26 protein-coding genes are annotated in these 24,482 nt (G+C 71.9%); 7 read left to right on the top strand and 19 right to left on the bottom strand.

What is annotated here, in order from left to right; all coding sequences use genetic code 11:
* Nucleotides 1-195 precede the first annotated feature (195 nt).
* Entirely contained in the window at nt 196-807 is a 612-nt protein-coding gene (locus ACGFYN_RS04150; RefSeq protein ID WP_003948568.1) for a response regulator transcription factor, read from the bottom strand.
* A 382-nt stretch (nt 808-1,189) separates the two neighbouring features.
* Here ACGFYN_RS04150 and ACGFYN_RS04145 point away from each other — a divergent pair, with 382 nt between their 5' ends.
* A complete protein-coding gene (locus tag ACGFYN_RS04145; RefSeq protein WP_393864192.1) occupies nt 1,190-1,513 on the top strand; it encodes a WhiB family transcriptional regulator in 324 nt (107 codons plus the stop codon).
* Nucleotides 1,514-1,558: 45 nt separating this feature from the next.
* On the opposite strand, the gene ACGFYN_RS04140 is transcribed toward ACGFYN_RS04145, so the two are convergent.
* Entirely contained in the window at nt 1,559-2,464 is a 906-nt protein-coding gene (locus ACGFYN_RS04140; protein WP_393864191.1) for a LysR family transcriptional regulator, read from the bottom strand.
* A gap of 82 nt (nt 2,465-2,546) precedes the next feature.
* Here ACGFYN_RS04140 and ACGFYN_RS04135 point away from each other — a divergent pair, with 82 nt between their 5' ends.
* Together ACGFYN_RS04135 and ACGFYN_RS04130 are read left to right on the top strand one after the other, a co-directional pair.
* Entirely contained in the window at nt 2,547-3,215 is a 669-nt protein-coding gene (locus tag ACGFYN_RS04135) for an MOSC domain-containing protein (RefSeq protein WP_393864190.1), read from the top strand.
* A 76-nt stretch (nt 3,216-3,291) separates the two neighbouring features.
* Nucleotides 3,292-4,065 carry an SDR family NAD(P)-dependent oxidoreductase gene (locus ACGFYN_RS04130; protein ID WP_393864189.1) on the top strand — a complete coding sequence of 258 codons (774 nt, stop codon included), beginning with the start codon at nt 3,292-3,294 and terminating at the stop codon, nt 4,063-4,065.
* A gap of 83 nt (nt 4,066-4,148) precedes the next feature.
* Here the strand turns inward: ACGFYN_RS04130 and groL are convergent, their stop codons facing one another.
* From groL to ACGFYN_RS04110, 4 genes are all read right to left on the bottom strand, one after another.
* On the bottom strand, nt 4,149-5,771 hold the full coding sequence (groL, locus tag ACGFYN_RS04125; RefSeq protein ID WP_393864188.1) for a chaperonin GroEL: 1,623 nt from the start codon (nt 5,769-5,771) through the stop codon (nt 4,149-4,151).
* 117 nt (nt 5,772-5,888) lie between these two features.
* Nucleotides 5,889-6,197, bottom strand: coding sequence for a co-chaperone GroES (gene groES / locus ACGFYN_RS04120; RefSeq protein ID WP_266486653.1), 309 nt, complete (start codon nt 6,195-6,197; stop codon nt 5,889-5,891).
* Nucleotides 6,198-6,461: 264 nt separating this feature from the next.
* The gene (locus tag ACGFYN_RS04115) at nt 6,462-7,277 is read right to left on the bottom strand and encodes a polysaccharide deacetylase family protein (RefSeq protein WP_393864187.1); all 816 of its coding nucleotides are present in this window, start codon (nt 7,275-7,277) and stop codon (nt 6,462-6,464) included.
* Nucleotides 7,274-8,158 carry a polysaccharide deacetylase family protein gene (locus tag ACGFYN_RS04110; protein WP_393864186.1) on the bottom strand — a complete coding sequence of 295 codons (885 nt, stop codon included), beginning with the start codon at nt 8,156-8,158 and terminating at the stop codon, nt 7,274-7,276. Before ACGFYN_RS04110 ends, ACGFYN_RS04115 begins: the two co-directional genes overlap by 4 nt.
* A gap of 135 nt (nt 8,159-8,293) precedes the next feature.
* Here ACGFYN_RS04110 and ACGFYN_RS04105 point away from each other — a divergent pair, with 135 nt between their 5' ends.
* Nucleotides 8,294-9,460 carry a methyltransferase domain-containing protein gene (locus tag ACGFYN_RS04105; RefSeq protein ID WP_393864185.1) on the top strand — a complete coding sequence of 389 codons (1,167 nt, stop codon included), beginning with the start codon at nt 8,294-8,296 and terminating at the stop codon, nt 9,458-9,460.
* Here the strand turns inward: ACGFYN_RS04105 and ACGFYN_RS04100 are convergent.
* The 5 genes from ACGFYN_RS04100 to ACGFYN_RS04080 form a co-directional block, all read right to left on the bottom strand.
* On the bottom strand, nt 9,457-10,725 hold the full coding sequence (locus tag ACGFYN_RS04100; RefSeq protein ID WP_393864184.1) for an RNA polymerase sigma factor: 1,269 nt from the start codon (nt 10,723-10,725) through the stop codon (nt 9,457-9,459). The two genes, ACGFYN_RS04105 and ACGFYN_RS04100, sit on opposite strands and share 4 nt — an antisense overlap.
* A 71-nt stretch (nt 10,726-10,796) precedes the next feature.
* Nucleotides 10,797-11,153, bottom strand: coding sequence for a YciI family protein (locus ACGFYN_RS04095; RefSeq protein WP_393864183.1), 357 nt, complete (start codon nt 11,151-11,153; stop codon nt 10,797-10,799).
* A gap of 127 nt (nt 11,154-11,280) precedes the next feature.
* Complete coding sequence (locus ACGFYN_RS04090) at nt 11,281-12,279, bottom strand: LCP family protein (protein ID WP_393864841.1); 999 nt, start codon at nt 12,277-12,279, stop codon at nt 11,281-11,283.
* A 151-nt stretch (nt 12,280-12,430) separates the two neighbouring features.
* Entirely contained in the window at nt 12,431-13,774 is a 1,344-nt protein-coding gene (locus ACGFYN_RS04085; protein WP_393864182.1) for an endo-1,4-beta-xylanase, read from the bottom strand.
* A 114-nt stretch (nt 13,775-13,888) separates the two neighbouring features.
* Nucleotides 13,889-14,953, bottom strand: a complete 1,065-nt coding sequence (locus tag ACGFYN_RS04080) for a LacI family DNA-binding transcriptional regulator (RefSeq protein ID WP_393864181.1) — start codon at nt 14,951-14,953, stop codon at nt 13,889-13,891.
* Nucleotides 14,954-15,084: 131 nt separating this feature from the next.
* Here ACGFYN_RS04080 and ACGFYN_RS04075 point away from each other — a divergent pair, with 131 nt between their 5' ends.
* Entirely contained in the window at nt 15,085-17,388 is a 2,304-nt protein-coding gene (locus ACGFYN_RS04075; RefSeq protein WP_393864180.1) for a glycoside hydrolase family 3 N-terminal domain-containing protein, read from the top strand.
* Nucleotides 17,389-17,416: 28 nt separating this feature from the next.
* Nucleotides 17,417-17,941, top strand: a complete 525-nt coding sequence (locus tag ACGFYN_RS04070) for a hypothetical protein (RefSeq protein ID WP_393864179.1) — start codon at nt 17,417-17,419, stop codon at nt 17,939-17,941.
* On the opposite strand, the gene ACGFYN_RS04065 is transcribed toward ACGFYN_RS04070, so the two are convergent.
* From ACGFYN_RS04065 to tsaB, 4 genes are read right to left on the bottom strand one after another with little or no spacing between them, the layout of a single operon-like run.
* Nucleotides 17,892-18,149, bottom strand: coding sequence for a hypothetical protein (locus tag ACGFYN_RS04065; protein WP_393864178.1), 258 nt, complete (start codon nt 18,147-18,149; stop codon nt 17,892-17,894). The genes ACGFYN_RS04070 and ACGFYN_RS04065 overlap by 50 nt on opposite strands.
* Nucleotides 18,146-19,240 (bottom strand): tRNA (adenosine(37)-N6)-threonylcarbamoyltransferase complex transferase subunit TsaD, encoded by a 1,095-nt coding sequence (tsaD, locus tag ACGFYN_RS04060; RefSeq protein ID WP_393864177.1) that lies wholly within the window; start codon nt 19,238-19,240, stop codon nt 18,146-18,148. Before tsaD ends, ACGFYN_RS04065 begins: the two co-directional genes overlap by 4 nt.
* Nucleotides 19,233-19,742, bottom strand: a complete 510-nt coding sequence (gene rimI, locus ACGFYN_RS04055; RefSeq protein ID WP_393864176.1) for a ribosomal protein S18-alanine N-acetyltransferase — start codon at nt 19,740-19,742, stop codon at nt 19,233-19,235. Before rimI ends, tsaD begins: the two co-directional genes overlap by 8 nt.
* Nucleotides 19,739-20,395: a tRNA (adenosine(37)-N6)-threonylcarbamoyltransferase complex dimerization subunit type 1 TsaB gene (gene tsaB / locus ACGFYN_RS04050; protein WP_393864175.1), complete on the bottom strand. Its 657-nt coding sequence runs from the start codon at nt 20,393-20,395 to the stop codon at nt 19,739-19,741. The genes rimI and tsaB overlap by 4 nt, the downstream gene beginning before the upstream one ends.
* A gap of 113 nt (nt 20,396-20,508) precedes the next feature.
* Between tsaB and ACGFYN_RS04045 the strand changes: the two genes are divergently transcribed.
* Nucleotides 20,509-21,063 (top strand): hypothetical protein, encoded by a 555-nt coding sequence (locus ACGFYN_RS04045; protein ID WP_393864174.1) that lies wholly within the window; start codon nt 20,509-20,511, stop codon nt 21,061-21,063.
* Here the strand turns inward: ACGFYN_RS04045 and ACGFYN_RS04040 are convergent.
* From ACGFYN_RS04040 to alr, 4 genes are all read right to left on the bottom strand, one after another.
* Nucleotides 21,060-21,233, bottom strand: a complete 174-nt coding sequence (locus ACGFYN_RS04040) for a hypothetical protein (protein ID WP_393864173.1) — start codon at nt 21,231-21,233, stop codon at nt 21,060-21,062. The genes ACGFYN_RS04045 and ACGFYN_RS04040 overlap by 4 nt on opposite strands.
* 183 nt (nt 21,234-21,416) lie before the next feature.
* Nucleotides 21,417-21,929, bottom strand: a complete 513-nt coding sequence (gene tsaE / locus ACGFYN_RS04035; RefSeq protein ID WP_393864172.1) for a tRNA (adenosine(37)-N6)-threonylcarbamoyltransferase complex ATPase subunit type 1 TsaE — start codon at nt 21,927-21,929, stop codon at nt 21,417-21,419.
* Nucleotides 21,895-23,136, bottom strand: coding sequence for an alpha/beta fold hydrolase (locus tag ACGFYN_RS04030; RefSeq protein WP_393864171.1), 1,242 nt, complete (start codon nt 23,134-23,136; stop codon nt 21,895-21,897). The genes tsaE and ACGFYN_RS04030 overlap by 35 nt, the downstream gene beginning before the upstream one ends.
* A gap of 163 nt (nt 23,137-23,299) precedes the next feature.
* Nucleotides 23,300-24,469, bottom strand: coding sequence for an alanine racemase (alr, locus tag ACGFYN_RS04025; protein ID WP_393864170.1), 1,170 nt, complete (start codon nt 24,467-24,469; stop codon nt 23,300-23,302).
* Between the last annotated feature and the right edge of the window lie 13 nt (nt 24,470-24,482).

The raw sequence follows: 24,482 nt of genomic DNA, 5'->3' as shown, positions 1-24,482 counted from the left end.
GCAGGTGCGCCGGAACTCATCCCTTGCGCCCTCCCCTTCCGCTCGACCGACTCGTCCCCGAGAGACTCCACACCTCAAGGATGCGGCATCCGCGCCGAAACGAGCAGCGGGCACCCGGCGAGTCGTTTTGCCGGCCCCGCCCACCGTGCGGTAGGCGGGGATTTTCCGGACCCCCGCCATGACACACACAAGGCCCTAACGGACCAGGCCCCAGCGGAAACCGAGCGCCACCGCGTGTGCCCGGTCCGAGGCGCCGAGCTTCTTGAACAGCCGCCGGGCGTGCGTCTTCACGGTGTCCTCGGAGAGGAACAGCTCGCGTCCGATCTCGGCGTTGGACCGGCCGTGGCTCATGCCCTCGAGCACCTGGATCTCACGCGCGGTGAGCGTGGGCGCGGCGCCCATCTCGGCCGAGCGCAGCCGGCGCGGGGCCAGCCGCCAGGTCGGGTCGGCCAGCGCCTGGGTGACGGTCGCGCGCAACTCCGCACGCGAGGCGTCCTTGTGCAGATAGCCGCGGGCACCAGCGGCGACCGCGAGGGCCACGCCGTCCAGGTCCTCCGCGACGGTCAGCATGATGATGCGCGCACCGGGGTCGGCGGACAGCAGCCGCCGCACGGTCTCGACGCCGCCCAGGCCGGGCATGCGCACATCCATCAGAATCAGGTCCGAGCGGTCCGCGCCCCAGCGGCGGAGGACTTCCTCGCCGTTGGCCGCGGTCGTCACGCGCTCGACACCGGGCACGGTTGCGACCGCGCGGCGGAGCGCCTCTCGGGCAAGCGGGGAGTCGTCGCAGACGAGGACGGATGTCATGGCCGCCCTCCGCAGCTGATGCGCGTCACCTTGAGCCTCCAGGCTGGTACGAAATCGTCACCTGTGCGGTCGACCGTCTCGGACGCCTGCCCGAGCACTTGTTGCTTCAACCGCCTCCGCCCTCTCAACGACGGTCACTCGAAAGAGTTACGGGGCCGCGTGCCGTCTTCGGCACTCTACGTGAGGGCGCGGACACGGTGCAGACATGCGGCGCGGACCCTCAATGTTTCATCACAACCCATGCCCCATTTAGACCCCTTTTCTTCCCACCTAGTGGTGTCTGAGGCTAGATTCGCAATGAGTCATATTTTCATCTCCTTAGATCGTAGATGTACGGTCGTTGGCACCGTATCCGCTCAGAACGGCTACAAGGGGTCACGTAATGGCAGATTTCTCCCGCCTTCCCGGACCGAACGCGGACCTTTGGGACTGGCAGCTTCTGGCTGCCTGCCGTGGAGTGGACAGCTCCCTCTTTTTTCACCCGGAGGGTGAGCGCGGTGCGGCCCGGAGCGCTCGCGAGAACTCGGCCAAGGAGGTCTGTATGAGGTGCCCCGTGCGCGCGCAGTGCGCGGCGCACGCGCTGCAGGTGAGAGAGCCGTACGGCGTGTGGGGCGGCCTGACCGAGGACGAGCGCGAAGAACTCATGGGACGCGCGCGAAACCGGCTGGTTGTAGCGGCTGGTGGGGACGGCGCATCGAACACTTGAAGGAACGTTTCTCCCACTCCGTGATGGGCACGCGCCGCGTGCCCATCATTTTTGCTGGCGGGCGGCCGCGCGTGCGAGGTGCTCCAGGGTGGCCGCGACCGCCGGCACCTGGGCCAGGTCGGGCAGGGTCAGCGCCACGATCTCCCGGCGCACCGCCGGCCGGAGTTCCAGCACGCGCGCGTGCCGCGGCCGTACGGACTCGATGGCGAGCTGCGGCAGTACGGCGACGCCGAGGCCCGCGCCGACCAGGCCGACCACCGCCGGATAGTCGTCGGTGGCGAAGTCGATACGCGGAGTGAAGCCGGCGCCCTCGCACACCTCCACCAACTGCCCACGGCAGCGCGGGCATCCGGCGATCCACGGCTCGCGCGCGAGGTCGCCGATGGCCACCGAACCCGCCCCCGCGAGCCGGTGCCGCTCCGGCACGAGCCCGACGAGGCGGTCGCTCAGCAACGGCCGTACGACGAGGTCGTCCCATTCCTCCACGCCCGACGCGCCCTCGTAGCGGAAGGCCAGTGCCACGTCGCAGTCGCCCTCGCGCAGCAGCTCGACGGAGGCGGGGGGTTCCGCCTCCTCGAGCGAGACGCGGGTGCCGGGGTGCGCGGCGCGCAGGGCGGCGAGGGCGGTGGGGACGAGCGTGGAACTGCCGCTGGGGAAGGAGACGAGTCGGACGCGCCCCGCGCGCAGCCCGGCGATGGCCGCGACCTCCTCCTCGGCGGCGGTGAGCCCGGCGAGGATGCCGTTGGCGTGCCTGACGAGGGCCTCGCCGGCCTGGGTCAGCCGCATCTCGCGCCCGCTGCGCACCAGCAGCGGGGTGCCCACGGACGACTCCAGGGCCTTCATCTGCTGGCTCACGGCGGGCTGGGTGCAGCCGAGTTCACGCCCCGCCGCCGAGAAGGAGCCGGTGGCGGCGACGGCACGCAGGACACGCAGATGACGGGCTTCGATCACAGGGTCAAGGATAAGAGACCCTTTGATACGGCGCCCGATAATGCGTCGACGCTTTGGTGCCCCGTCGCCTAACGTCTCGGGCATGAAGCTTCTGTCTGTGAACGTCGGCCGCGCCCTGCCCGTGCCGTACACGGACCAGCCGCAGGGTCTGACCGGCATCGACAAGCGGCCGGTGGAGGGACCGGTGCGGGTGGCGGCGCCCGGCTTCAAGGGGATCGGGGCGAGCGGGCTCGGCGGGGACGCGGTGTGCGACACCCGCCACCACGGCGGGGACGAACAGGCGGTGTACGCCTACGCGCGCGAGGACCTCGACGACTGGGAGCGCGAACTGGGCCGGCCGCTGGCCGACGGCTGCTTCGGCGAGAACCTCACGACCGACGGCCTGGACGTGTCCCACGCGCTGATCGGCGAGCGCTGGCGGATCGGCCCGCAGGTGGTCCTGGAGGTGACCTCGGGGCGTATCCCCTGCCGTACGTTCCAGGGCCATATGGGCGAGCGGGGCTGGGTGAGGAGGTTCACCCGGAAGGGCGTGACCGGTGCCTATCTGAGGGTCGTCGAAGCGGGTGAGATCCGGGCCGGCGATCCGGTCGAGATCGTGCACCGGCCGGAGCACGGGGTGACGGCCGCGATGCAGTTCCGCGCGGTCACCACGGAGCGTGAGCTGCTGCCGCGCCTGCTCGCGGCCGGACCGGCGCTGCACTCGGAGGCGATGGCGCAGGCCCGCAAGTACGTGGCGCAGAACGGCGGCTGACGTAGCGTCAGAATCACTGCGCCGTAGGCCCTCCCGCGCGGCGGAGGCTGTCGGTCCTGGTCACTACCCTTGGTCCATGACAACGGCTCTGATTACGGGATCGACCGCGGGCATCGGTGCCGCGTTCGCACGTCGGCTGGCGGCCGACGGGCACAACCTGGTTCTCGTCGCGCGCGACACCAAGCGGCTCCAGGAGCAGGCGACCGAACTGCACGACCGGCACGGCATCGAGGCGGAGGTCCTCACGGCGGACCTCGCCACGGACGACGGCATCGAGGCCGTCGCCACCCGCGTGTCCGATCGCAGAAACCCCGTCGACCTGCTGATCAACAACGCCGGCTTCGGCAACAAGGGCCGCTTTCTCGACGTGTCGATGGCCGATGAGCTGACCATGCTCAAGGTCCACTGCGAGGCGGTGCTCCGGCTCACGGCGGCGGCGACCGAGGCGATGCGGGAGCGCGGCCGCGGCGGCGTCGTCAACGTCGCGTCCGTGGCCGCCTTCGTGCCGCGGGGCACCTACGGCGCCTCCAAGTCGTGGGTCGTGCAGTTCACGCAGGGCGTCGCGCGCGATCTGGCCGGCAGCGGCGTGCGGCTGATGGTGTTGTGCCCCGGGTTCGTGCGGACGGAGTTCCACGAGCGGGCGGGCATGGGCACGGACAACATCCCGAACTGGATGTGGCTCGACGCGGACAAGCTGGTCGCGGCGGCGCTCGGGGATCTGGCGCGGGGAAAGTCGCTGTCGATCCCGGATCCGCGCTACAAGACGTTGATGGGGTTGGTGAAGGTGGCGCCTCGGGGGTTGCTGGGTGGGATCACGTCCAGGACGGGCCGGAAGTACGGGCCTCAGTAGCGGGTTCGGGGCGGCGACTCCGGCCCACGGGAAAGCCCCCGTTCCCGGGCCGGGAACGGGGGCTTTCCGCAGAGGTGCGTGCCTCAGTGGGCGTGGCCGTGGCCCGCGGCGGCGGCCGGCTCTTCCTCTTCCTTCTTCTCGACGACCAGGGTCTCGGTCGTGAGCAGCAGGGAGGCGATGGAGGCGGCGTTCTCCAGGGCGGAGCGGGTGACCTTGACCGGGTCGATGACGCCGGCCTTGACCAGGTCGCCGTACTCGCCGGTGGCGGCGTTGAAGCCCTGGCCCTTCTCGAGCTCGGCGACCTTGGAGGTGATGACGTAGCCCTCCAGGCCGGCGTTCTCGGCGATCCAGCGCAGCGGCTCGACGACCGCGCGGCGGACGACGGCGACACCGGTGGCCTCGTCGCCGCTCTTGCCGAGGGAGCCCTCGAGCACCTTGGCGGCGTGGACGAGCGCGGAGCCACCACCGGAGACGATGCCCTCCTCGACCGCGGCGCGGGTCGCGGAGATGGCGTCCTCCAGACGGTGCTTCTTCTCCTTCAGCTCCACCTCGGTGGCGGCGCCGACCTTGATCACGCACACGCCGCCGGCCAGCTTCGCGAGGCGCTCCTGGAGCTTCTCGCGGTCCCAGTCGGAGTCGGTGTTCTCGATCTCGGCCTTGATCTGGTTGACGCGGCCCGCGACGTCCGAGGAGTCGCCGGCGCCGTCGACGACGGTCGTGTCATCCTTGGTGACCGTCACGCGGCGGGCGGAGCCGAGCACGTCCAGGCCGACCTGGTCGAGCTTGAGGCCGACCTCTTCGGAGATGACGGTGGCGCCGGTGAGGGTCGCCAGGTCCTGCAGCATCGCCTTGCGGCGGTCGCCGAAGCCGGGGGCCTTCACCGCGACGGCGTTGAAGGTGCCGCGGATCTTGTTGACCACCAGGGTCGACAGGGCCTCGCCCTCGACATCCTCGGCGATGATCAGCAGCGGCTTGGAGGAGCCGGCCTGGATGACCTTCTCCAGCAGCGGCAGCAGGTCGGCGATGGAGCCGATCTTGCCCTGGTTGATGAGGATGTAGGGGTCCTCCAGGACGGCTTCCATGCGCTCCTGGTCCGTCACGAAGTACGGCGACAGGTAACCCTTGTCGAAGGCCATGCCCTCGGTGAAGTCCAGCTCCAGACCGAAGGTGTTGGACTCCTCGACGGTGATGACACCGTCCTTGCCGACCTTGTCCATCGCCTCGGCGATGAGCTCGCCGACCTGGCTGTCCTGGGCGGACAGTCCGGCCACGGCGGCGATGTCGGACTTCTCGTCGATCGGGCGGGCGGTCGCGAGGAGCTCCTCGGAGACCGCGGCCACGGCCGCGTCGATGCCCTTCTTCAGCAGCGCCGGGGAAGCACCCGCGGCGACGTTGCGCAGGCCCTCGCGCACGAGCGCCTGGGCGAGCACGGTGGCGGTGGTGGTGCCGTCGCCCGCGATGTCGTTGGTCTTGGTCGCCACCTCCTTCACCAGCTGCGCGCCGAGGTTCTCGTACGGGTCCTCGACCTCGACCTCACGGGCGATGGTGACGCCGTCGTTGGTGATGGTGGGCGCGCCGAACTTCTTGTCGATGACGACGTTGCGGCCCTTGGGGCCGATCGTCACCTTGACCGTGTCGGCCAGCTTGTTGACGCCGCGCTCGAGGGCGCGACGGGCGTCCTCGTCGAACTTCAGGATCTTCGCCATGACAGCGGGAGCCCTCTCGGATTTCAGGGGTGGAAAATGCGCTGCGCCCCGGGCGCCCGGCTTGTTAAAGGTCGCGGGGGCCAGGGGCGCAGCTCAGAACAATGTGTGCGAGATGAATTACTTCTCGACGATCGCGAGCACGTCGCGAGCCGAGAGGACGAGGTACTCCTCGCCGTTGTACTTCACCTCGGTGCCGCCGTACTTGCTGTACAGCACGACGTCGCCGGTCTTGACGTCGAGCGGAAGACGCTCGCCGTTCTCGAAACGGCCCGGGCCCACAGCGAGGACGACGCCCTCCTGGGGCTTCTCCTTCGCGGTGTCCGGGATGACCAGGCCGGAGGCCGTGGTCTGCTCGGCGTCGAGCGGCTGGACCACGATGCGGTCCTCAAGCGGCTTGATGGCAACCTTGGAGCTGGCGGTCGTCACGATCCGACCTCCCCCTTCGGAGATCTCACGGGGTTAACTGTCTGAGGTGGCGACCAGGTCGATCCGTCGTCGCGGGTGCCGGACCTGCCCGTCGCGTTGTTGGCACTCTCCAGGGGGGAGTGCCAGGGCCGAGACTATGACCGGGGTTAGCACTCGGTCAAGCGGAGTGCCAATCCCTACGGCGCGTCGGACGGGATTGGCGGCCTGGAAGGCCTCGTCTCAAGCGCCGGACGCGCTGAAAATGCGCACCCGGCGCTCTGGAAGTCAGACGTAGTCCTCCAGGCGGCCCACCGTCAGCCCCCGCTCCTGTACCCGGCGCAGCAGCCGCAGCGTTCGCTCGCGCAGGGTCAGGCCCGTTCCTTCGTCCGGGTCGACGGCCACAATGTCGCCGGGGCGCAGGTGGCCGGGGCCCTTGGTGTACGTCAGGTCGCCGGTGCCGGTCATGGACGCCCGCCACAGCACGAGGGCCGAGATGCCGCAGTCGGCGGCCGCCCGGCGGGTGGTGGTGTCGTAGATGCCGTAGGGCGGACGGAAGAGGCGGGGGCGGGTGCCGAGGCGGGCGCGGAGCCTGTCCTGCTGGCCGCAGATCTCGGCGCGCTGGCGGGCGTAGGACAGGCCGCGCAGGGCGGGGTGGTCGAGCGTGTGGTTCTGGATGCCCGCGCCGGCCGACCGGAGCCGGGCGAAGTGGCCGTAGTCCGGCCCGACGACGCTGTCGGTGAGGAACACGCTGACGGGCAGGCGCAGTTCGCGGACCATGTCGACGAACCGCGGGTCCTTCTCGGCCCCGTCGTCGTAGGTCAGGAAGACGACCTTGCCGCGGGTCCGGACGCGGTGCACGACCGGGGGCAGGCCCCGGCCCGCGGCCCGGGCCGGTGAGGCGCGGGACGGCCTCGGGGCGGGCGCCAGCGGGGCCGCGAGGCCCCAGCGGTGGTACGCCCGTTCGGCCGGGCCGGCCGGCTCGTGCGGCCGTACCCGCTGGGCCGCCTTCTCGCTCAGCCGCTCGATGGGGTCGACGGACTGGGCGCAGCCGGTGAGCAGGGCGAGGGCCAGCCCGCCGGCCGCCAGGACCCTCGGCCTCACAGGTAGTCCTCCAGGCGGGCCACGGCGTAGCCCTTGGCCGTGACCATGTTCAGGAAGCGGCGCATGTCGTCGACCATCGTGCCCTTCCACTCGTCGCGGCCGCGGAAGTGGGTGAGCACGATGTCGCCCGGGTGCAGGTCCTGGTCGTCCTCGCGGTACTCCCAGTGGTCGACGTAGACCTCCTCGTCCCAGATCGGCGCGTACTTGATTCCGCAGGACTTGGCGGCGACGAGGGTGTCGCGGTCGTAGTTGCCGAACGGCGGGCGAAAGACGGTCGGCGCCCGGCCGAACTGCTTCTTCATGACGGCCTGCATGCCGCAGATCTCGTGCTTCTGCTCCTCGTAGGACAGCCCGGGCAGATACGGGTGGGTGAGGGTGTGGTTGTTGACGGTGTGGCCCTCACGCTGCATCGTCCGGAAGTACCCGTAGTCGTCCTTGATCTCCTTGTTGGTGAGGAAGGCGGTGTACGGGACCTTCAGATCGCTCATCATCCGCAGGAACGCCGGGTCCTTCTCGGAACCGTCGTCGATCGTCAGGAAGACGACCCTCTGGTTCGTGGGGATCGTCGTGAAGACGGGCGGGAGGTCCAGTTCCTCCTGGTCCTGCACCTCGAAGCCCTTGCGGGCGGTGATCCTCGGCTTTCGGGCGGGCGGCGGCGGAGCCGTGAGCGGGACCCTCGCCAGGCTCCAGTGCCTCGCCGCGGCGACGCGGGCGGCGTGCGCCGCGCGCAGGGCCGTGGCGTACGAGTCGAGAGCGCGCGCGGGGGGCGCCTGGAGCGGCTGCGGCCCGGCGGCCGGACGTACCTCGCGGCCGCCGGGCGAGGCGCAGCCCGAGGCGACGGCCGCGGCGGCGAGGGCGGCGATCCCGCCACGGACCCACATGCCGCTGTGAGTCCGATTCTTTTCATTTTGTCCTACTGCTCGCATGGCGCCGGATCCTCGCAGGCCGGAGCGTCGAAACGGGCCCGACACCGCTGCTCGCGGCAGACCGTCCACCGACTGGCCCACAATGACCCGGTGAACGACCTCGCACCTCTTCTCACCCCCGAAGGCCGCGCCCTCCTCGACGAGGTGCGCGGCACGGCCCCCGCCGACGAACTCGCCGTCGCCACCCGGCTGCGCCGCGCGCACCCCGCCGAACTGGTGTCGGCGGCGATCGGGCAGGCGCGGCTGCGGCAGCGGGCGGCGGCCAAGTTCGGCGCCGGGGACGCGGAGCGGATGTTCTTCACGCCGAACGGGGTGGAGCAGTCGACGCGCGCGAGTGTCGCCACGTATCGCGCGGAGCGGCTGCGGGCGCTGGGGGTGACGTCCGTCGCCGACCTGTGCTGCGGGATCGGCGGCGACGCGATCGCGCTCGCCCGGGCGGGTGTACGCGTCCTCGCCGTGGACCGCGACCCGATGACGGCGGCCGTGGCCCGGGCGAACGCCGAGGCGCTGGGGCTCGGCGAGCTGATCGAGGTGCGGGAGGACGACGTCACCCAGGTGAGTACGGACGGCTACGACGCCGTGTTCGTGGACCCGGCCCGACGAGGCGGACGGGGGCGGATCTTCGACCCCGAGGCCTACTCGCCGCCCCTGTCGTGGGCCGTCGAGGCCGCCCGCGAGGCTCCGCACGCGGCACTGAAGGTGGCGCCCGGCATCCCCCACGAGGCCGTGCCCGGGGACGCCGAGGCCGAGTGGATCTCGGACGGCGGGGACGTGAAGGAGGCGGTGCTGTGGTTCGGGACCCGGCCGGGCGCCGTGCGCGCCACGCTGCTGCCGGGACCGCGCACGCTGCTCGGCAGGGGACTGCCGGACCCCCAAGTACGCCCCGTCGGCCGGTACTTGTACGAGCCCGACGGTGCCGTCATCCGCGCCCATCTGGTCGCCGAGGCCGCCGAGGAGCTGAACGGCGGGCTGATCGACCCGACCATCGCGTACGTCACCTCGGACGAACGGCACGAGACCTCGTTCGCCTCCGCCTACCGGATCACCGACCAACTCCCCTTCAACGTGAAGAAGTTGAAGGCGCTGCTGCGGGAGCGTGAGGTCGGCGTCCTCACCGTGAAGAAGCGCGGGTCGGCGGTCGAGCCGGAGGAGCTGCGGCGCAAGGCCCTGCCGAAGGCGCGGGGTTCGAAGGCGGCCACCGTGTTCCTGACCCGGGTCGCCGGCGCGCCGACCATGCTGATCGGCGCTCCCGTCTAGGCGTCGAGGGAACGGAGCCTGCCGCGCAGCAGCTCTCGTTCGCGTGCGTTGCGCGCGAGGTCCGCGGCCCGTGCGAACTCCTCGCGCGCCTCGGCCGTGCGGCCGAGGCGGGCCAGCAGATCGCCGCGCACGCTGGGCAGCAAGTGGTAGTCGCGCAGGGCGGGTTCGGCGGCGAGGGCGTCGGCGATCGCGAGGCCCTCGGCGGGTCCCTGCGCCATCGACACGGCGACGGCGCGGTTGAGTTCGACGACCGGGGAGGGCGCGCGGACGGCGAGCAGGCCGTAGAGCGTCGCGATGCTCGCCCAGTCGGTCTCCTCGTAGGTGTAGGCGTGCGCGTGGCAGGCGGCGATGGCGGCCTGGAGGGCGTACGGGCCGGGGGCGCCGGTGGCCGTGGCGTCGGCGTGGTGGAGGGCGGTGATGCCGCGGGCGACGAGCATGCGGTTCCAGCGGCGCCGGTTCTGGTCCTTCAGGAGCACGGGCTCGCCGTCCGGGCCGATGCGGGCCGCGGTGCGGGACGCCTGGAACTCCAGGAGAGAGACCAGCGCGTGCACTTCGGGCTCCTTGGGCATCAGCCCCGACAGCACGCGGGCCAGCCGCAGCGCGTCCTCGCACAGGGCGGGGCGCAGCCAGTCGTCGCCGGCCGTGGCGGCGTAACCCTCGTTGAAGATCAGGTAGATGACGTCCAGCACGGAGCCGAGCCGGGCCTCGCGCTCGGGGCCGTAGGGCACCTCGAAGGCGACGTTCCTGGTGGCGAGGGTCTTCTTCGCGCGGACGACGCGCTGGGCGACGGTCGGCTCGGGGACCAGGAACGCGCGGGCGATCTCGGCCGTCGTCAGACCGCCGAGCAGGCGCAGGGTGAGGGCGATGCGGGCCTCGGCCGACAGGACCGGGTGGCAGGCGGTGAAGACCAGGCGGAGCAGGTCGTCGTCGATGTCCTCGGGGTCGGCGGGCTCCTCGGCCGGGGCTGCCGTCTCCAGGCTGCGGCCGATCTCCGCCAGCTTGCGGGCGTAGTTCTCCCGGCGCCGGATCAGGTCGACGGCGCGGTGCCGCGCGGCGGACATGAGCCAGGCGCCCGGGTTGTCCGGCACACCGTCCCGCGGCCACTGCTCCAGGGCGGCGACCAGGGCGTCCTGCGCGAGCTCCTCGGCGATGCCGATGTCGCGGACGATGCGCGTGACGCCGGCGATGATGCGGGGCGACTCGATGCGGAAGACGGTCTCGATGGCGTGGCGCGGGTCGGCGCCGGCGGAGGGCTGTGTGCTCACAGCCCTCCATTCGACACCGCTCCCGGCCCACGGCCAAGGAAAGGCGGCAGGCGGGAATGTGACGACAGGGCCTAGCCCTCCGCGATCTCCCGGACCTCGCACGTCACGGTCCAGTGCTCCTCGTGCACCTTCAGGAACTTCTTGGTCCACTCCAGCGCCTCGGCCATGTCCTTGCACTGCATGATCGCGTAGCCGCCGACGACCTCCTTGGCCTCGGTGAAGGGCCCGTCGGTGACGGAGATCCGCCCGCCCTCCCAGTGCACCTGGGTGCCCTGCGCGGACGGCGTCAGCCCGGCGGTGTCGAGCATGACCCCGGCCTTGGTGACCTCCTCGATCAGCTCGCCCATGCGCTGCATGAGCTCGGGGCTCGGGCCCTCGGCGGGCGCGGTGGACTCGTCGATCTTGACGAGCGACATGTATCGCGGCATGACAGCCTCCTCGATCGGTGCGGCCGGTCCTTCCCGGCCTCTCACCCGTGCGTCGATCGGGACCCGGCCGGATCGACACGCGCACCGGATTTCTTCGAAGATTTTTCCAGGGAGGCCGTACCGGCGCTCAGCGCAGCGAGTCCCACAGGTCGCTCGCCGCCGGTTCCTTCGCCACCACGCGGTTGTGGTCCGAGGGCGCCGGCACCACCGGCATCATCACCGTCCGCACGTCGGCGGCGGACAGGCCCTTCAGGCTCCGGCCGAGGTCGACGAGTTCGCTCAGCGAGTCGAGGCCGGTGTCGGTGGTCAGGCTGCTGGTCACCGCCTCGGCGACCGTGTAGAGCTTCGCGGGATCGGTGAACAGGCTGGTCGAGGAGATCTGTTCCAGCAGGGCCTTGACCAGCTTCTGCTGGAGGCCTATGCGGCCCAGGTCGCTGCCGTCGCCTATGCCGTGCCGGGTGCGGGCGAGCGCCAGGGCCTGTGCGCCGTCGAGTCTGCGGGTGCCCGCCTTGATGTGCAGATGGCTGTCGTCGTCGTCGATGTCCTGGTCGAGCGTCACGGTGACGCCGCCCAGCGCGTCCACCAGCCGCGCGAACCCCGAGAAGTCGATCTCGACGTAGTGGTCCATGCGTACGTCCGTGATCGACTCGACCGTCTTGACCGCGCACACCGCCCCGCCCACCGAGTACGCGCTGTTGAACATCGCGCCGTACGCCACCGCCGTCGACCCGCCCGATGTCAGCGGGCAGGACGGGCGCGTGACCAGGGTGTCGCGCGGGATGCTGACGACGGTGGCCTTCCGGCGGCCCGCGTCGATGTGCACCACCATCGCCGTGTCGGAACGGGCGCCGGAGCTGTCGCCCCCGCCGAGCGCCTTGTTCTCCTTGCCGCTGCGCGAGTCCGAGCCCAGGACCAGGATGTTCAGGGAGCCGGTCGGGAGCGGGGAGGCCGCGGCGGAGGCATCGGCGGACGGGGTGGTCACCGGCCTCGCCGGGCGGTCGTCGCCGAGTGCGTTGTCGATGTCCACGCTCTTGATGTTGCCGTTGAGGTGCCAGTACGCCCAGCCCGCCGCACCCGCGCCCAGCACCAGCAGGCCCGCCATGGTGAGGCCGGCGACCTTCAGCACCGTCGACCGCCGGCCCCTGGGTCTGCCCGCATCGCCGTTCTCGTCGTGTCCCGTCACGGGCAGGAACGTAAGTCCGAATTATTAGGGGATTGTTAGGGACGGGAACGCGAGGCGTATTTCTTCGGAGAATCTCACGTTTCTCATCCCCGGATCAGCCCAGCGTCACGGCCGGCACCGGATTGCTGCCGCTCCACGACCCGTTGAAGCCGAACGTCACCGAACCGCCGTCCGGGACCGCGTCGTTGTAGGACGCGTTGGCGCAGCTGACCGCCGAACCGCTCTGCGTGCACGTCGCGTTCCAGGCCTGGGTGATCCGCTGACCCGCGCCGAACGTCCACTTCGCCTTCCAGGACGAGAGCGACGCCCCGGAGCAGGAGATCCTCACCTGGCCCGTGAACCCGGTGTTCCACTGGCTCGGCACGCTGTACGCCGCCGTGCAGGCACCTGTGGGCGGCGGGGTCGTCGTACCGCCGAGGGCCGCGGCGATCGCGGAGTACGCCGGTTTCGGCGCGTAGTTCTCGTCGTACGGCGTCGCCGCCCCGTAGCCCGGGAAGGTGCTCGGCACCCAGGAGTCGGAGTCGGTGAAGCCCCAGACGGTGACACCGGCGCAACGGGCCACCGCCACACAGGCGTTGACCACCGACCGGTAGTCGGCGGCCTGCTGGGCGAGCTTCGTGGCGTCCGAGGGGAGCGCCATGCGCACGTCCAGCTCGGTGATCGCCACATCCACGCCGAGGTCGGCGAAGCGCTGGATGTTCTGCTGCAGCGACGACGGCACCTGGCCGAGGATCAGGTGCGCCTGGAGGCCGACCCCGTCGATCGGGACGCCCCGGCTCCTGAGGTCCTTGACCAGGTTGTACAGGGCGGTCGACTTCGCGTTGACGCCCTCGACGTTGTAGTCGTTGATGTACAGCTTGGCGTCGGGGTCGGCGGCGTGCGCCCAGGTCAGCGCGTCGGCGATGTAGCCGGCGCCGAGGCCGTCGTACCAGAGCGTCGAGCGGTAGGTGCCGTCCTCGTCGAACGGCTCGTTGACCACGTCCCAGGCGGCGATCTCGCCCTTGTAGCGGCCGACCTCGGTGCTGATGTGGTTCCGCAGCAGGCTGCCGAGCTGTGCGGTCGTCCAGGAGCCGTTGGTCAGCCAGCTCGGGTTCTGGCTGTGCCAGACCAGGGTGTGGCCGCGCACCTGCTGGTGGTGGGCCTGGGCGAAGGCGACGATCTGGTCGGCCTCGCTCCAGTTGAAGCTGCCCTGGGCCGGCTCGACCGTGCCCCACTTCATCGCGTTGCCGGGGGTGAGCGAGTTGAACTGCGCCCCGGCGATGTCGCCGTACGTCCCGGTGAGCTTGGAGCCGGTGACCGCCGTGCCGACGACCTTGCCCTGGGCGTCGGCCAGGTCGCGGAGGGGGGTGTCGGCGGCGTGTGCCACGGGCGCCGCGAACAGCAGCGCGGCGCCGGTGACGAGTGCCGCCAGGGATAAGCCCGTTCTCAGAGATCTCATTGCGGGATGCCTCCGAAAGTTTCGGTTGAACAACCGATTGGCTTCGGAGCAGTGTGGGGCGTCCCGCCACAGCCGTCAACACAGCCCCACGGCCCTCAGGACGGCACCGCACCCCTAGAGCGCCGGAGGTGCCCCCGTGCTGCTGCGCACCACCAGACTCGTCGCCAGCTCCACCCGCGTGGCCACCGGCGGCTGGTCCCGCCGCCCCAGGTCGAGCACCAGCTTGGCGGCCGCCTCGGCCATCTCCGTCAGCGGCTGCCGCACGGTCGTCAGCGGCGGCCCCACCCAGCGGGCGACCGGCAGGTCGTCGAAGCCGACCACGCTCAGGTCCTCCGGGATGCGCAGCCCCAGCTCGCGTGCGGCCTCGTAAAGACCCAGCGCCTGAAGGTCGTTGAGGGCGAAGACCGCGGTGGGCCGGTCCGGGCGGCGCAGCAGCTCCAGTCCCTGCCGGTAGCCGGCCTCGTGGTGGAAGTCGCCGGTCACGATCAGCGCCGGATCGACCGGGAGGCCCGCGGTCTCCAGGGCGGCCCGGTAGCCGTCGACGCGGGCGCGGCTGCACATCATGCGGGACGGCCCGGTGATGGCACCGATGCGGGTGTGGCCGAGGTCGACGAGATGCCGGGTGGCGGCGAGCCCGCCCTGCCAGTTGGTCGCACCGATCGAGGGGACGTCGACGCCGGGGTCGCCGGCCGGGTCCATCACCACGAACGGGATGGAGCGGCTCGTCAGCAGCGCGCGCTGGGAGTCGTCGAGCCCGCTCAGCACGAGGATCACGCCGTGCGGGCGGCGGGCGGCGACCTGGTCGGCCCAGGTCCGCCCCGGGGTCAGCCGCCCGGCGCTCTCGCTCAGCACGACGCTCAGGCCGGCGTCCCGGGCGACGTTCTCCACGCCCCGGATGACCTCCATCGCCCACGCGCTCTCCAGCTCGTGGAAGACCAGGTCGATCAGGGGCGAGCGGCTCGCCTCGGCACGGCGGCGCCGGTAGCCGTGCGCGCGCAGCAGGTCCTCGACGCGGCTGCGGGTGCCCGGGGCCACGTCCGCACGGCCGTTGAGGACCTTCGAAACAGTCGGCGCGGACACGCCGGCCTCGCGGGCGATCTCGGCGAGCGTCGCGCTCTGCGCGGAGCGCCCTGTCGCCGGGGTTGTCGTCCGCGTTTCAGCGGGGTCCGGAGGTGTCATGGCGGCGATCGTATCCCTGCGCGACCTCTTGACGAACCCTTCTGCCCGCCCTAGGTTCCCGGAACATTCGAGGTTAGTATCGAAACATTCGTGAGAGGGCTCGCCCCAACTCGACCAAGAGCAGGAGTTTCATGACCATCGCGCCCTGGCGTGACCCCGCCCTGCCCGCCGCCGCCCGCGTCGACGACCTCCTCTCCCGGATGACCCTGGAGGAGAAGACCGCCCAGCTCTACGGCGTCTGGGTGGGCGCCGCCACGGACGGCGACGGAGTCGCCCCGCTCCAGTCGGAGATGACCTCCGACTACGACTGGGACGAGCTGATCACGCACGGCCTTGGCCAGCTCACCCGCTCCTACGGCACCGCGCCCGTGGATCCGGCGCTGGGCGCGCAGGCCCTGGCCCGCGCCCAGCGCCGTATCGTCGCGGCCGGCCGGTTCGGCATCCCGGCCGTCGCCCACGAGGAGTGCCTGGCCGGCTTCACGGCCTGGGGCGCCACCGCGTATCCGGTGCCGCTCGCCTGGGGCGCCTCCTTCGACCCGGCCCTCGTCAAGGACATGGCCCGCCGCATCGGCGCCGACCTCCGCTCCGCGGGCGTCCACCAGGGCCTCGCCCCGGTCCTGGACGTCGTACGCGATCCGCGCTGGGGGCGGGTCGAGGAGACCATCGGCGAGGACCCGTACCTGGTCGGCACGATCGGCGCGGCCTACGTGCGGGGCCTGGAGTCCGCCGGGGTCGTCGCCACGCTCAAGCACTTCGCCGGGTACGCCTCCTCGGCGGGCGCCCGCAACCTCGCCCCCGTCCGGGCCGGCGTCCGGGAGCTCGCGGACGTGACGCTGCCGCCCTTCGAGATGGCGCTGCGCGAGGGCGGCCCCCGCTCGGTCATGGCCGCGTACAACGACACGGACGGCATCCCGGCCTCGGCGGACCCCGGCCTGCTGACCGAACTCCTGCGGGAGCAGTGGGGGTTCACCGGCACGGTCGTCTCCGACTACTTCGGCATCGGCTTCCTGCAGAGCCTGCACCGGGTGGCGAGCTCCCCCGCCGAGGCCGCGCACGCGGCGCTGGCGGCCGGCATCGACGTCGAGCTGCCGACCCTCAACTGCTACGGCAAACCGCTGCTGGAGGCGGTGCGGGCGGGCGCGGTGCCCGAGTCGCTGGTCGACCGCGCGGCCCGCCGGGTCCTGATCCAGAAGTGCGAACTGGGCCTGCTGGACGCGGACTGGGACCCCGAGCCCACCTCCGCCATCGCCCTCGACTCGGCCGCGAACCGGGCACTGGCCCGCCGGCTGGCCGAGGAGTCGGTGGTGCTCCTGGACAACCCGGGCGGGGCCCTGCCCCTCTCGCCCGACACCCGTATCGCGGTGGTCGGCCCGCGGGCGGCCGACGCGCTGGCGATGCTCGGCTGCTACTCCTTCCCGTCCCATGTGCTGCCGCACCACCCCGACGTGGAGATGGGTGTGGAGATCCCGACCGTCCTGGAGGCGCTGCGCGCCGAACTCCCGGACGCCAAGGTCACGTTCGCGGAGGGCTGCGACACCTCGGACCCGGACACGTCGGGCTTCGAGGAGGCGATCGCGCGGACCGCCGAGGCGGACGTCTGCGTGGCCGTCCTGGGCGACCGGGCGGGCCTGTTCGGGCGGGGCACCTCGGGCGAGGGCTGCGACGTGAGTGATCTGCGGCTCCCCGGCGTGCAGGCCGAACTGCTCGACGCCCTGGTCGCCACCGGCGTGCCCGTGGTCCTGGTCCTGCTGACCGGCCGCCCGTACGCGCTGGGCCGCTGGCAGGGCCGGCTGGCCGCCGTGGTGCAGGCGTTCTTCCCCGGGGAGGAGGGCGGCCCCGCGGTCGCGGGCGTGCTGTCCGGCCGGGTGAATCCCTCCGGCCGTCTGCCGGTGAGCGTCCCGCGGGACCCGGGAGGCCAGCCGTGGACGTACCTCCAGCCCCCGCTGGGCCTCGCGGGCGAGGTCAGCAACCTCGACCCGACCCCGCTGTACGCCTTCGGCCACGGCCACTCGTACACGAGCTTCGCCTGGGAGTCGCAGCCGGCGCAGGCCGAGATCGGCACGGACGGCTCCTACGACGTCGCGGTCACCGTCCGCAACACGGGTGTGCGCGCGGGCGCCGAGGTGGTGCAGCTGTATCTGCACGACCCGGTGGCCTCGGTGACCCGCCCGGACGTCCGCCTGATCGGCTACCGGCGGCTGGAGCTGGACCCCGGCGAAGCGGCCGAGGTCACCTTCCGCTTCCACGCCGACCTGTCCGCCTTCACGGACCGTTCCGGCGCGCGGGTGGTCGAACCCGGCGCCCTGGAACTACGGTTGGCGGCATCCAGCGCGGACGTACGGCACACGGCACGACTGCACCTCACGGGACCGGTGAGGGTCCTCGGCACCGACCGGCGGCTGCGCTGCGAGACGGAGGTGTCGGCGGTGGGGTGAGCCCCGCACCGGAGCGACGGGGGTTGCGATGATCCGGTACGTGTACCACGAACTGATGGCTGCCGTCGCCCTGTTGACCTCCGCCGCGGCCGGTGTCGCGGTGGGGGTCTCCGTCGAGGGCGGCGCGTCGGTGCGGGCGTGGACGGTGCTGTGGGTGACCCTCGCCGCGCTCGCGTTCCTCGCGCTCTCGGCGCGCTTGCGGTCCTCCCGGGTCAAGTGGCTGGGAGACATAAGGGAGTTCGAGGCCGCCGAACCGCTGCCGAGCGACGGTCCGGACCGGCCCGACCACACGCTCCGCAAGGCGCTCCGGTTCTCGCTGTTCCTGCTGCCGAGCGTGGCCATCGGCCTGCTGGGGCTGCCGTCGGTGCTGCTGGTTGCGCTGGCGATGTCCCTGGACTGGATCGTCAAGGCCGCGGTGGGCGCCCGCTGGGAGCGCAGGAACGGCCGGCTTCTGTGGCTGGGCCACGACCCGGCCGATCCGAACCGGCTCTCCTACTCCCCCGTCACTGCGCCCCCGTCGACTCGAACCGCCACCGATGCACCGTCCGGGTGACCAAGTCGCCGTCCGGTTCGGGAAGTTCGGGCAGCTCGGCGTCGTAGGACGCGTCCCACCAGGTGATGACGAGGACGCGGTCCTGCGGGGCGCGGAAGGTCTCCCGGCGCAGCGGCGCGCCCGGCAGCTCCTGCCCGCGCGCCCAGGCCAGCAGCTCCTCGCCCCGGCCCTCGGCCGCCCGCGCCTCCCACATCAACGCGACCGTCACGAGTAGAGGTTCTCCTTGCTGACCTCGTGCACGTGGTCGTGCCCGGGCACATGCGGACTGGTCACCGGCAGCGAGGAGTCCGCCGACAGGTCCCAGCTCGACGCCGCCCGGTTGCGGGCCACCATCTCCGCGCCGAGCGCCGCCACCATCGCGCCGTTGTCGGTGCACAGCTTGGGGCGCGGCACCCGCAGCCGGATCCCGGCGGCCTCGCAGCGCTCCTGCGCGAGTACCCGCAGCCGGGAGTTGGCGGCCACGCCGCCGCCGATCATCAGGTGGTCGACGCCCTCGTCCTTGCAGGCCCTTACGGCCTTGCGGGTCAGCACGTCGACGACCGCCTCCTGGAAGGACGCCGCCACGTCACGCACCGGCACCTCCTCCCCCGCCGCCCGCCTGGCCTCGATCCAGCGGGCCACGGACGTCTTCAGACCCGAGAAGGAGAAGTCGTACGCCGCATCGCGCGGGCCGGTCAGACCGCGCGGGAACGCGATCGACGCCGGGTCGCCCTCGCGCGCGTACCGGTCGATGACCGGGCCGCCGGGGAAGCCGAGGTCCAGCACGCGCGCGATCTTGTCGAAGGCCTCGCCGGCCGCGTCGTCGATGGTCGAGCCCAGGGGCCGTACGTCCGAGGTGATGTCCGTCGACAGCAGCAGGGAGCTGTGCCCGCCGGAGACCAGCAGCGCCATCGTGGGCTCGGGCAGCGCCCCGTGCTCCAGCTGGTCCACACAGATGTGTGACGCCAGGTGGTTGACGCCGTAGAGGGGCTTGCCGAGGGCGTAGGCGTACGCCTTCGCCGCCGAGACTCCGACCAGAAGGGCGCCGGCCAGCCCCGGACCCGCGGTGACGGCGATGCCGTCCAGGTCGCGGGCGCTCACTCCCGCGTCCTTCAGCGCGCGCTTGATCGTCGGCACCATCGCCTCGAGGTGGGCGCGGGAGGCGACCTCCGGGACGACCCCGCCGAAGCGGGCGTGCTCGTCGACGCTGGAGGCGACGGCGTCGGCCAGCAGGGTGGTGCCGCGGACGATGCCGACGCCGGTCTCGTCGCAGGAGGTCTCGATGCCGAGTACGAGCGGCTCGTCGCGTTGGTCAGCCATTGATCTCGGTTCCTTGTACGGAGGTTGCAGGGTCGGTCAGTCGCATGACCAGGGCGTCCACGTTGCCGGGCTGGTAGTAGCCGCGCCGGAACCCGATGGCCTCGAAGCCGAAGCGCTCGTACAGCTTCTGGGCCCGGATGTTGTCGATCCGGCACTCCAGCATCACTTCGGCGCACTCGAAGGCGGTGGCGGCCCTCAGCAGCTCGGTCAGCAGCAGCCCGCCGAGCCCCGTGCCCCACTGGTCGCGGGCGACCGCGATGGTCTGGATGTCGGCGAGGTCGCCGGAGGAGGCGAGGCCCGCGTACCCGACCATCCGGCCTTCGCCGTCCTCGGCGACGAGGTAGCGGCGGGTCGCCTCCGACCCGCGCGCGTGGGCCAGTTCGGACCAGAACATGCCCCGGGACCAGGCGTCCTCGGGGAAGAGGTCCTTCTCCAGCTCGAGCACGCGGTCGATGTCCCACCAGCGCATCTCGCGCAGTCGAGAGGTCACGGGTTCGGTCACTTGGGGGTGACCACCTTGTAGTTCTTGGGGACCTGGGCATCCGGCCGGCGCAGGTACAGCGGCCGGGGCGCGGGCAGTTCCTCGCCCCGCTCCAGCCGCTCGGCGGCCAGGCTCGCCAGCGACGCGGCCGAGACGTGCTCCGGCTCGCGCGCCTCGGGGAAGGTGTCGGGGTACAGCAGCGCGCCCGCGCCGACGGCGGGCACTCCGGCGACCTGGTCGGCGATGTCCGCGGGCCGGTCGACGGCCGGGTCGGTCAGGCGCTTACGGGAGTCGGCGTAGCGCGCCCAGTAGACCTCCTTGCGCCGGGCGTCGGTCGCCACGACGAACGGGCCTTCGCCGATGTCGGCCGCGTACGCCAGGCCGTCGAGCGTGCACACGCCGTGCACGGGGACACCGAGCGCGAGCCCGAAGGTGTCCGCGGTCATCAGTCCGACGCGCAGCCCGGTGTAGGGGCCGGGACCGATGCCCACGACGATGCCGGTGACGGCGTCGAGCCTGAGGCCTGCCTCGGCGAGCACCCGGTCGACGGCCGGCAGCAGCAGCTCGCCGTGCCGGCGTGCGTCCACCTGACTGGAGGAGGCGATGACGTCCGAGCCGTCGTGCAGGGCGACGGTCACGGCGGGGGTTGCGGTATCCAGAGCGAGCAAGAGCACGCAAACAGCCTACGGCTCCTGCGCCTCCGGTATCGCCGCCCCGGTCGGGCGGGTGAAGGCTGCTACGGTCGCCGCAAGTACGAGGTACGACGTGATGGGTCAGGTGGGCGACGGTGCCAAGCAGCAGCTCCGGATTCGTGTTCGGGCTCACCGCAGCCGCCCTCGCGGCGGTCGGCCTCCTCGGCTACCAGGCCCAGGCGACCGTCCCGGCCGCCCTCGCCAAGCCGGCCGCGAGCACCTCGCCGTCGGCGATCGTCGCCAAGGCGCCCCACGGCAGGGTGAGCCCCGACGTCCCGCCGGCCGGTTCCGGCGTGGGCGAACGCGTCGTGTACTCGACGGGCGGCAACCGCGTCTGGCTGGTGGGCGGGCGCAACGAGGTCACGCGCAGCTTCGCGGTCACCCCCGGCAGCGTCGACCCGGCACCCGGCGTCTACCGGGTCACCTCCCGCTCGAACTCGGTCGTCGGCACCGACGGCGTCCCCATCGAGCACGTCGTGCGCTTCGCCGACGTCGACGGGGTGGCCATCGGATTCAGCGCGGCGGTCGGCAGAACCTCGGAGGAGACCGACCCCGGCGTGCGCACGGGCGGTGTCCGCGAGGCCCGCGAGGACGGCGCCGCGATGTGGGAGTTCGCGACGATCGGCGCGCAGGTCGCCGTGATCCCCTAAGCGGCTTCCCGATGCCGGGCCGGTGACTCGGCCGGTTCCGGGTCCGGCAGCCGCGGTGGGGTCGAGATCGTGCTCGCCGCGGCGCACGACGCCAGCAGATCGCGCATGGAGACGCCGGCTGCGACGGCGTAGGGCTTCTGCTGCTGCTCGCTGCTCTCGGTGGCCGGCATGGACGCCTCCTGAAGACCCGGGGGCGGGCGTAGTTAGGTAGACCTAACTACGAACTGGGTACCATGTGACCACGCACAGGACAATTAATGCAACAGCTTGCCGACGTCTTGTCGGAACGTTCACGGAAATGTGCGGCTGTCAGCAGCTTTCCGGCGGACAGGACCGTTCGGGCGGCCGGTGGCTCAGGCGGACAGGACGCTCAGGTCGGTCGCCGACCAGCGCGCGCCGAGCCCGGTCACCGTCACGTGCCGGACCTCGTCCGTGGTGTCCCCCACGGCCCGGTGGATGACGACGTTCAGCCGGTCCTCGGTCAGCTCCTCGACCTTGCCCTCGCCCCACTCCACGACGATCACCGAGTCGGTCAGGGAGACGTCGAGGTCGAGGTCCTCCATCTCGTCGAGCCCGCCCGACAGGCGGTACGCGTCGGCGTGCACGAGCGGCGGTCCGTCACCCAGCGACGGATGCACCCGGGCGATCACGAAGGTCGGCGAGGTCACCGCGCCCCGGACGCCGAGCCCCTCGCCGAGCCCGCGGGTGAGCGTCGTCTTGCCCGCACCGAGCTCGCCGTTGAGCATCACGAGGTCGCCGGCGCGCAGCAGTTTGGCCAAGCGGCGGCCCAGGTCCCGCATCTGCTCGGGGGCGGTGACGGTCAGCTCGGTCTCAACCGGGTTGTGCGGTGCTGCTGGTGCTTCCATAGCCACCCACGGTAGCCCCTGCCGGCACTGCACCCGCACGGGTGAGAAGGTCGGCCAGCCGGTCGGTGACCACTTCCGGGTGTTCCAGCATGACCAGATGCCCGGCGTCGGGCACCAGCACCAGTTCGGCGTCCGGCAGCAGGTCGGCGATGGCCTCGCTGTGCTCGCTGGGCGTGACCAGATCGCCGATCCCGGCCAGCACCAGCACCGGCAGGTCCGCGAAGTGCCCCAGCGCCTCGGTCTTGTCGTGGTCGGTGAACGCCGGGTAGAACTCGGCGACCACGTCGATCGGCGTGCCCTCGATCATCCGCTCGGCGAACCGCGCGACCGCAGGGTCGACGTCCCGCGAGGCGAACGAGTACCGCTTGATGACCCCGGCGAACAGGTCGGCGGTCGCCCGGCGCCCCTTCTCCACCAGCGCGGCCTGCGTCCCCAGCGCCTTCAGCACCCCGGGCAGGACGCGGCGCACCGCGTTGACGCCGGCGACGGGCAGCCCGAAGTTGACCTCGCCGAGTCGCCCGGACGACGTACCCACGAGCGCGACGGCGACGACCCGGTCGCGGACGAGCTCGGGGTACTGGTCGGCCAGCGCCATCACCGTCATCCCGCCCATGGAGTGCCCGACGAGCACGATCGGCCCCTCGGGCACGGCGGCGTCGATGACGGCCTTCAGATCACGGCCCAGCTGGTCGATGCTGACCGCCACACCGTCCTGCACCTGCTGCACGCCCCGCCCGGAGCGGCCGTGGCTGCGCTGGTCCCAGTGCACGGTCCGTACGACGCCCCGCAGGGCCGCGCGCTGGAAGTGCCAGGAGTCCTGGTTGAGGCAGTAGCCGTGGCTGAAGACGACCGTGACGGGCGCGGGCGTCTTCCGCCCGAACAGCCGCCGGCGGCGCGGACCCAGTGCGGGCACGGCGGCGGGGTCGACATCGTCGACCTCGTAGTACAGCTCGGTGCCGTCGTCGGCCGTGGCCTTGCCGGGGGTGCCGCGCAGCGATCCGTACGGTCCCGTCGAGTCGAGGGCCAGCCGGGCCTTCCTGCGCATGCCGCGGCCGACGGTGAGCCGCTCGACGGCGACACCGGCCGCGGCACCCGCGGCCACCACGCCTATCGCGGCGCCGGCGATGCCGGTGGCCCTGCGCCAGTTGCCCGCCGCCCCCGTGGCGGAGGCGAGGGCCGTGACGGCCTCGGCACTGCTCTCGCTCACGTACCGCTCCTTCTCGCCTGACTGCTGTTGCCGGTTGGGTCGGATGTTGCAGATGGTGTTCGTGCGATGCCGCTGTCGATCGTTACCGCTGCCGGTCGACCGGCGGGTGTTGCGGGACGTGCGGGTGCTGCGCTTGCGCCGGACCGCGGGGCCCCTGTGCCGGTTACCCGCTTTGTTCCTCGTTCACGTAGACGCGCGGAACGCGCGTTCCGATCCGTGTGACGATTTCGTAGGCGATGGTGCCCGCCGCCTGGGCCCAGTCCTCGGCGGTGGGCTCGCCGCGGTCGCCCGGCCCGAAGAGGACCGCTTCGGTGCCGACCGCGGGCTCGTCCCCGCCGAGGTCGACCACGAACTGGTCCATCGCGACCCGCCCCGCGACGGTCCGCCACTTCCCCCCGACCAGCACCGGGCCCGAGCCGGAGGCGTGCCGAGGGATGCCGTCGGCGTATCCGACGGGCACGAGTCCGAGGGTGGTCTCGCCGGGGGTGATGTAGTGATGCCCGTAACTGACGCCGTGACCCCCCGGGACGTGCTTCACGAGCGCGACGGACGCCGACAGCGTCATCACCGGCCGCAGCCCGAAGTCCGCAGGGGTGCCGACCTCGGGGCTCGGTGAGATGCCGTAGAGCGCGATCCCGGTCCGTACGAGGTCGAAGTGGGCCTCGGGAAGGGTGAGCGTGGCGGGCGAGTTGGCGATGTGCCGGACCTCGGGGCGCACCCCCTGGCCCTCGGCGTGCGCCAGCATCTCCCGGAAGGTGGTGAGCTGGTGCGCGATGGAGGGGTGGCCGGGTTCGTCGGCGCAGGCGAAGTGCGACCAGAGCCCGGTGACGCGGATCAGCCCCTCGGCCTCGGCCCGCAGGGCCGCCGCGACCAACTCGGCCCAGTCCGCGCCCGGCTGGCAGCCGTTGCGCCCCAGGCCGGTGTCGGCCTTGAGCTGCACGCGCGCGGGTGCGCCGGCGCGACGGGCGGCGTCCGTGACCTCGTCGAGGGCCCACATGCCGCTCACCGACACGTCGATGTCGGCCTCGACGGCCTCCTGCCAGGGCCCGCCCGGCGTCCACAGCCAGCACATGATGCGTCCGGGCAGCCCGGCGGCCCGCAGCGCGAGGGCCTCCTCGGGCGTGGCGGTGCCGAGCCAGGCGGCCCCCGCCTCGACGGCCGCCCGCGCGCACGGCACGGCCCCGTGGCCGTACGCGTCCGACTTGACCACGGCCATGAGAGCGGCGCCCGGCGCCTGGGCGCGCAGGGCCCGCACGTTGGCCCGCAACGCGGCCAGATCGATCTCTGCGCGGGCGCGCAGGGGCGTGGTCGGGGCAGCAGCTGTCTCAGTCATGGCAGCCCCAGTG

Origin of the sequence: Streptomyces sp. NPDC048419 (assembly GCF_043200415.1) — a bacterium.
Lineage (GTDB): Bacteria > Actinomycetota > Actinomycetes > Streptomycetales > Streptomycetaceae > Streptomyces.
The sequence above is the reverse complement of the archived record's forward strand: the minus strand, read 5'-3'. Positions and strand labels throughout refer to the sequence as shown.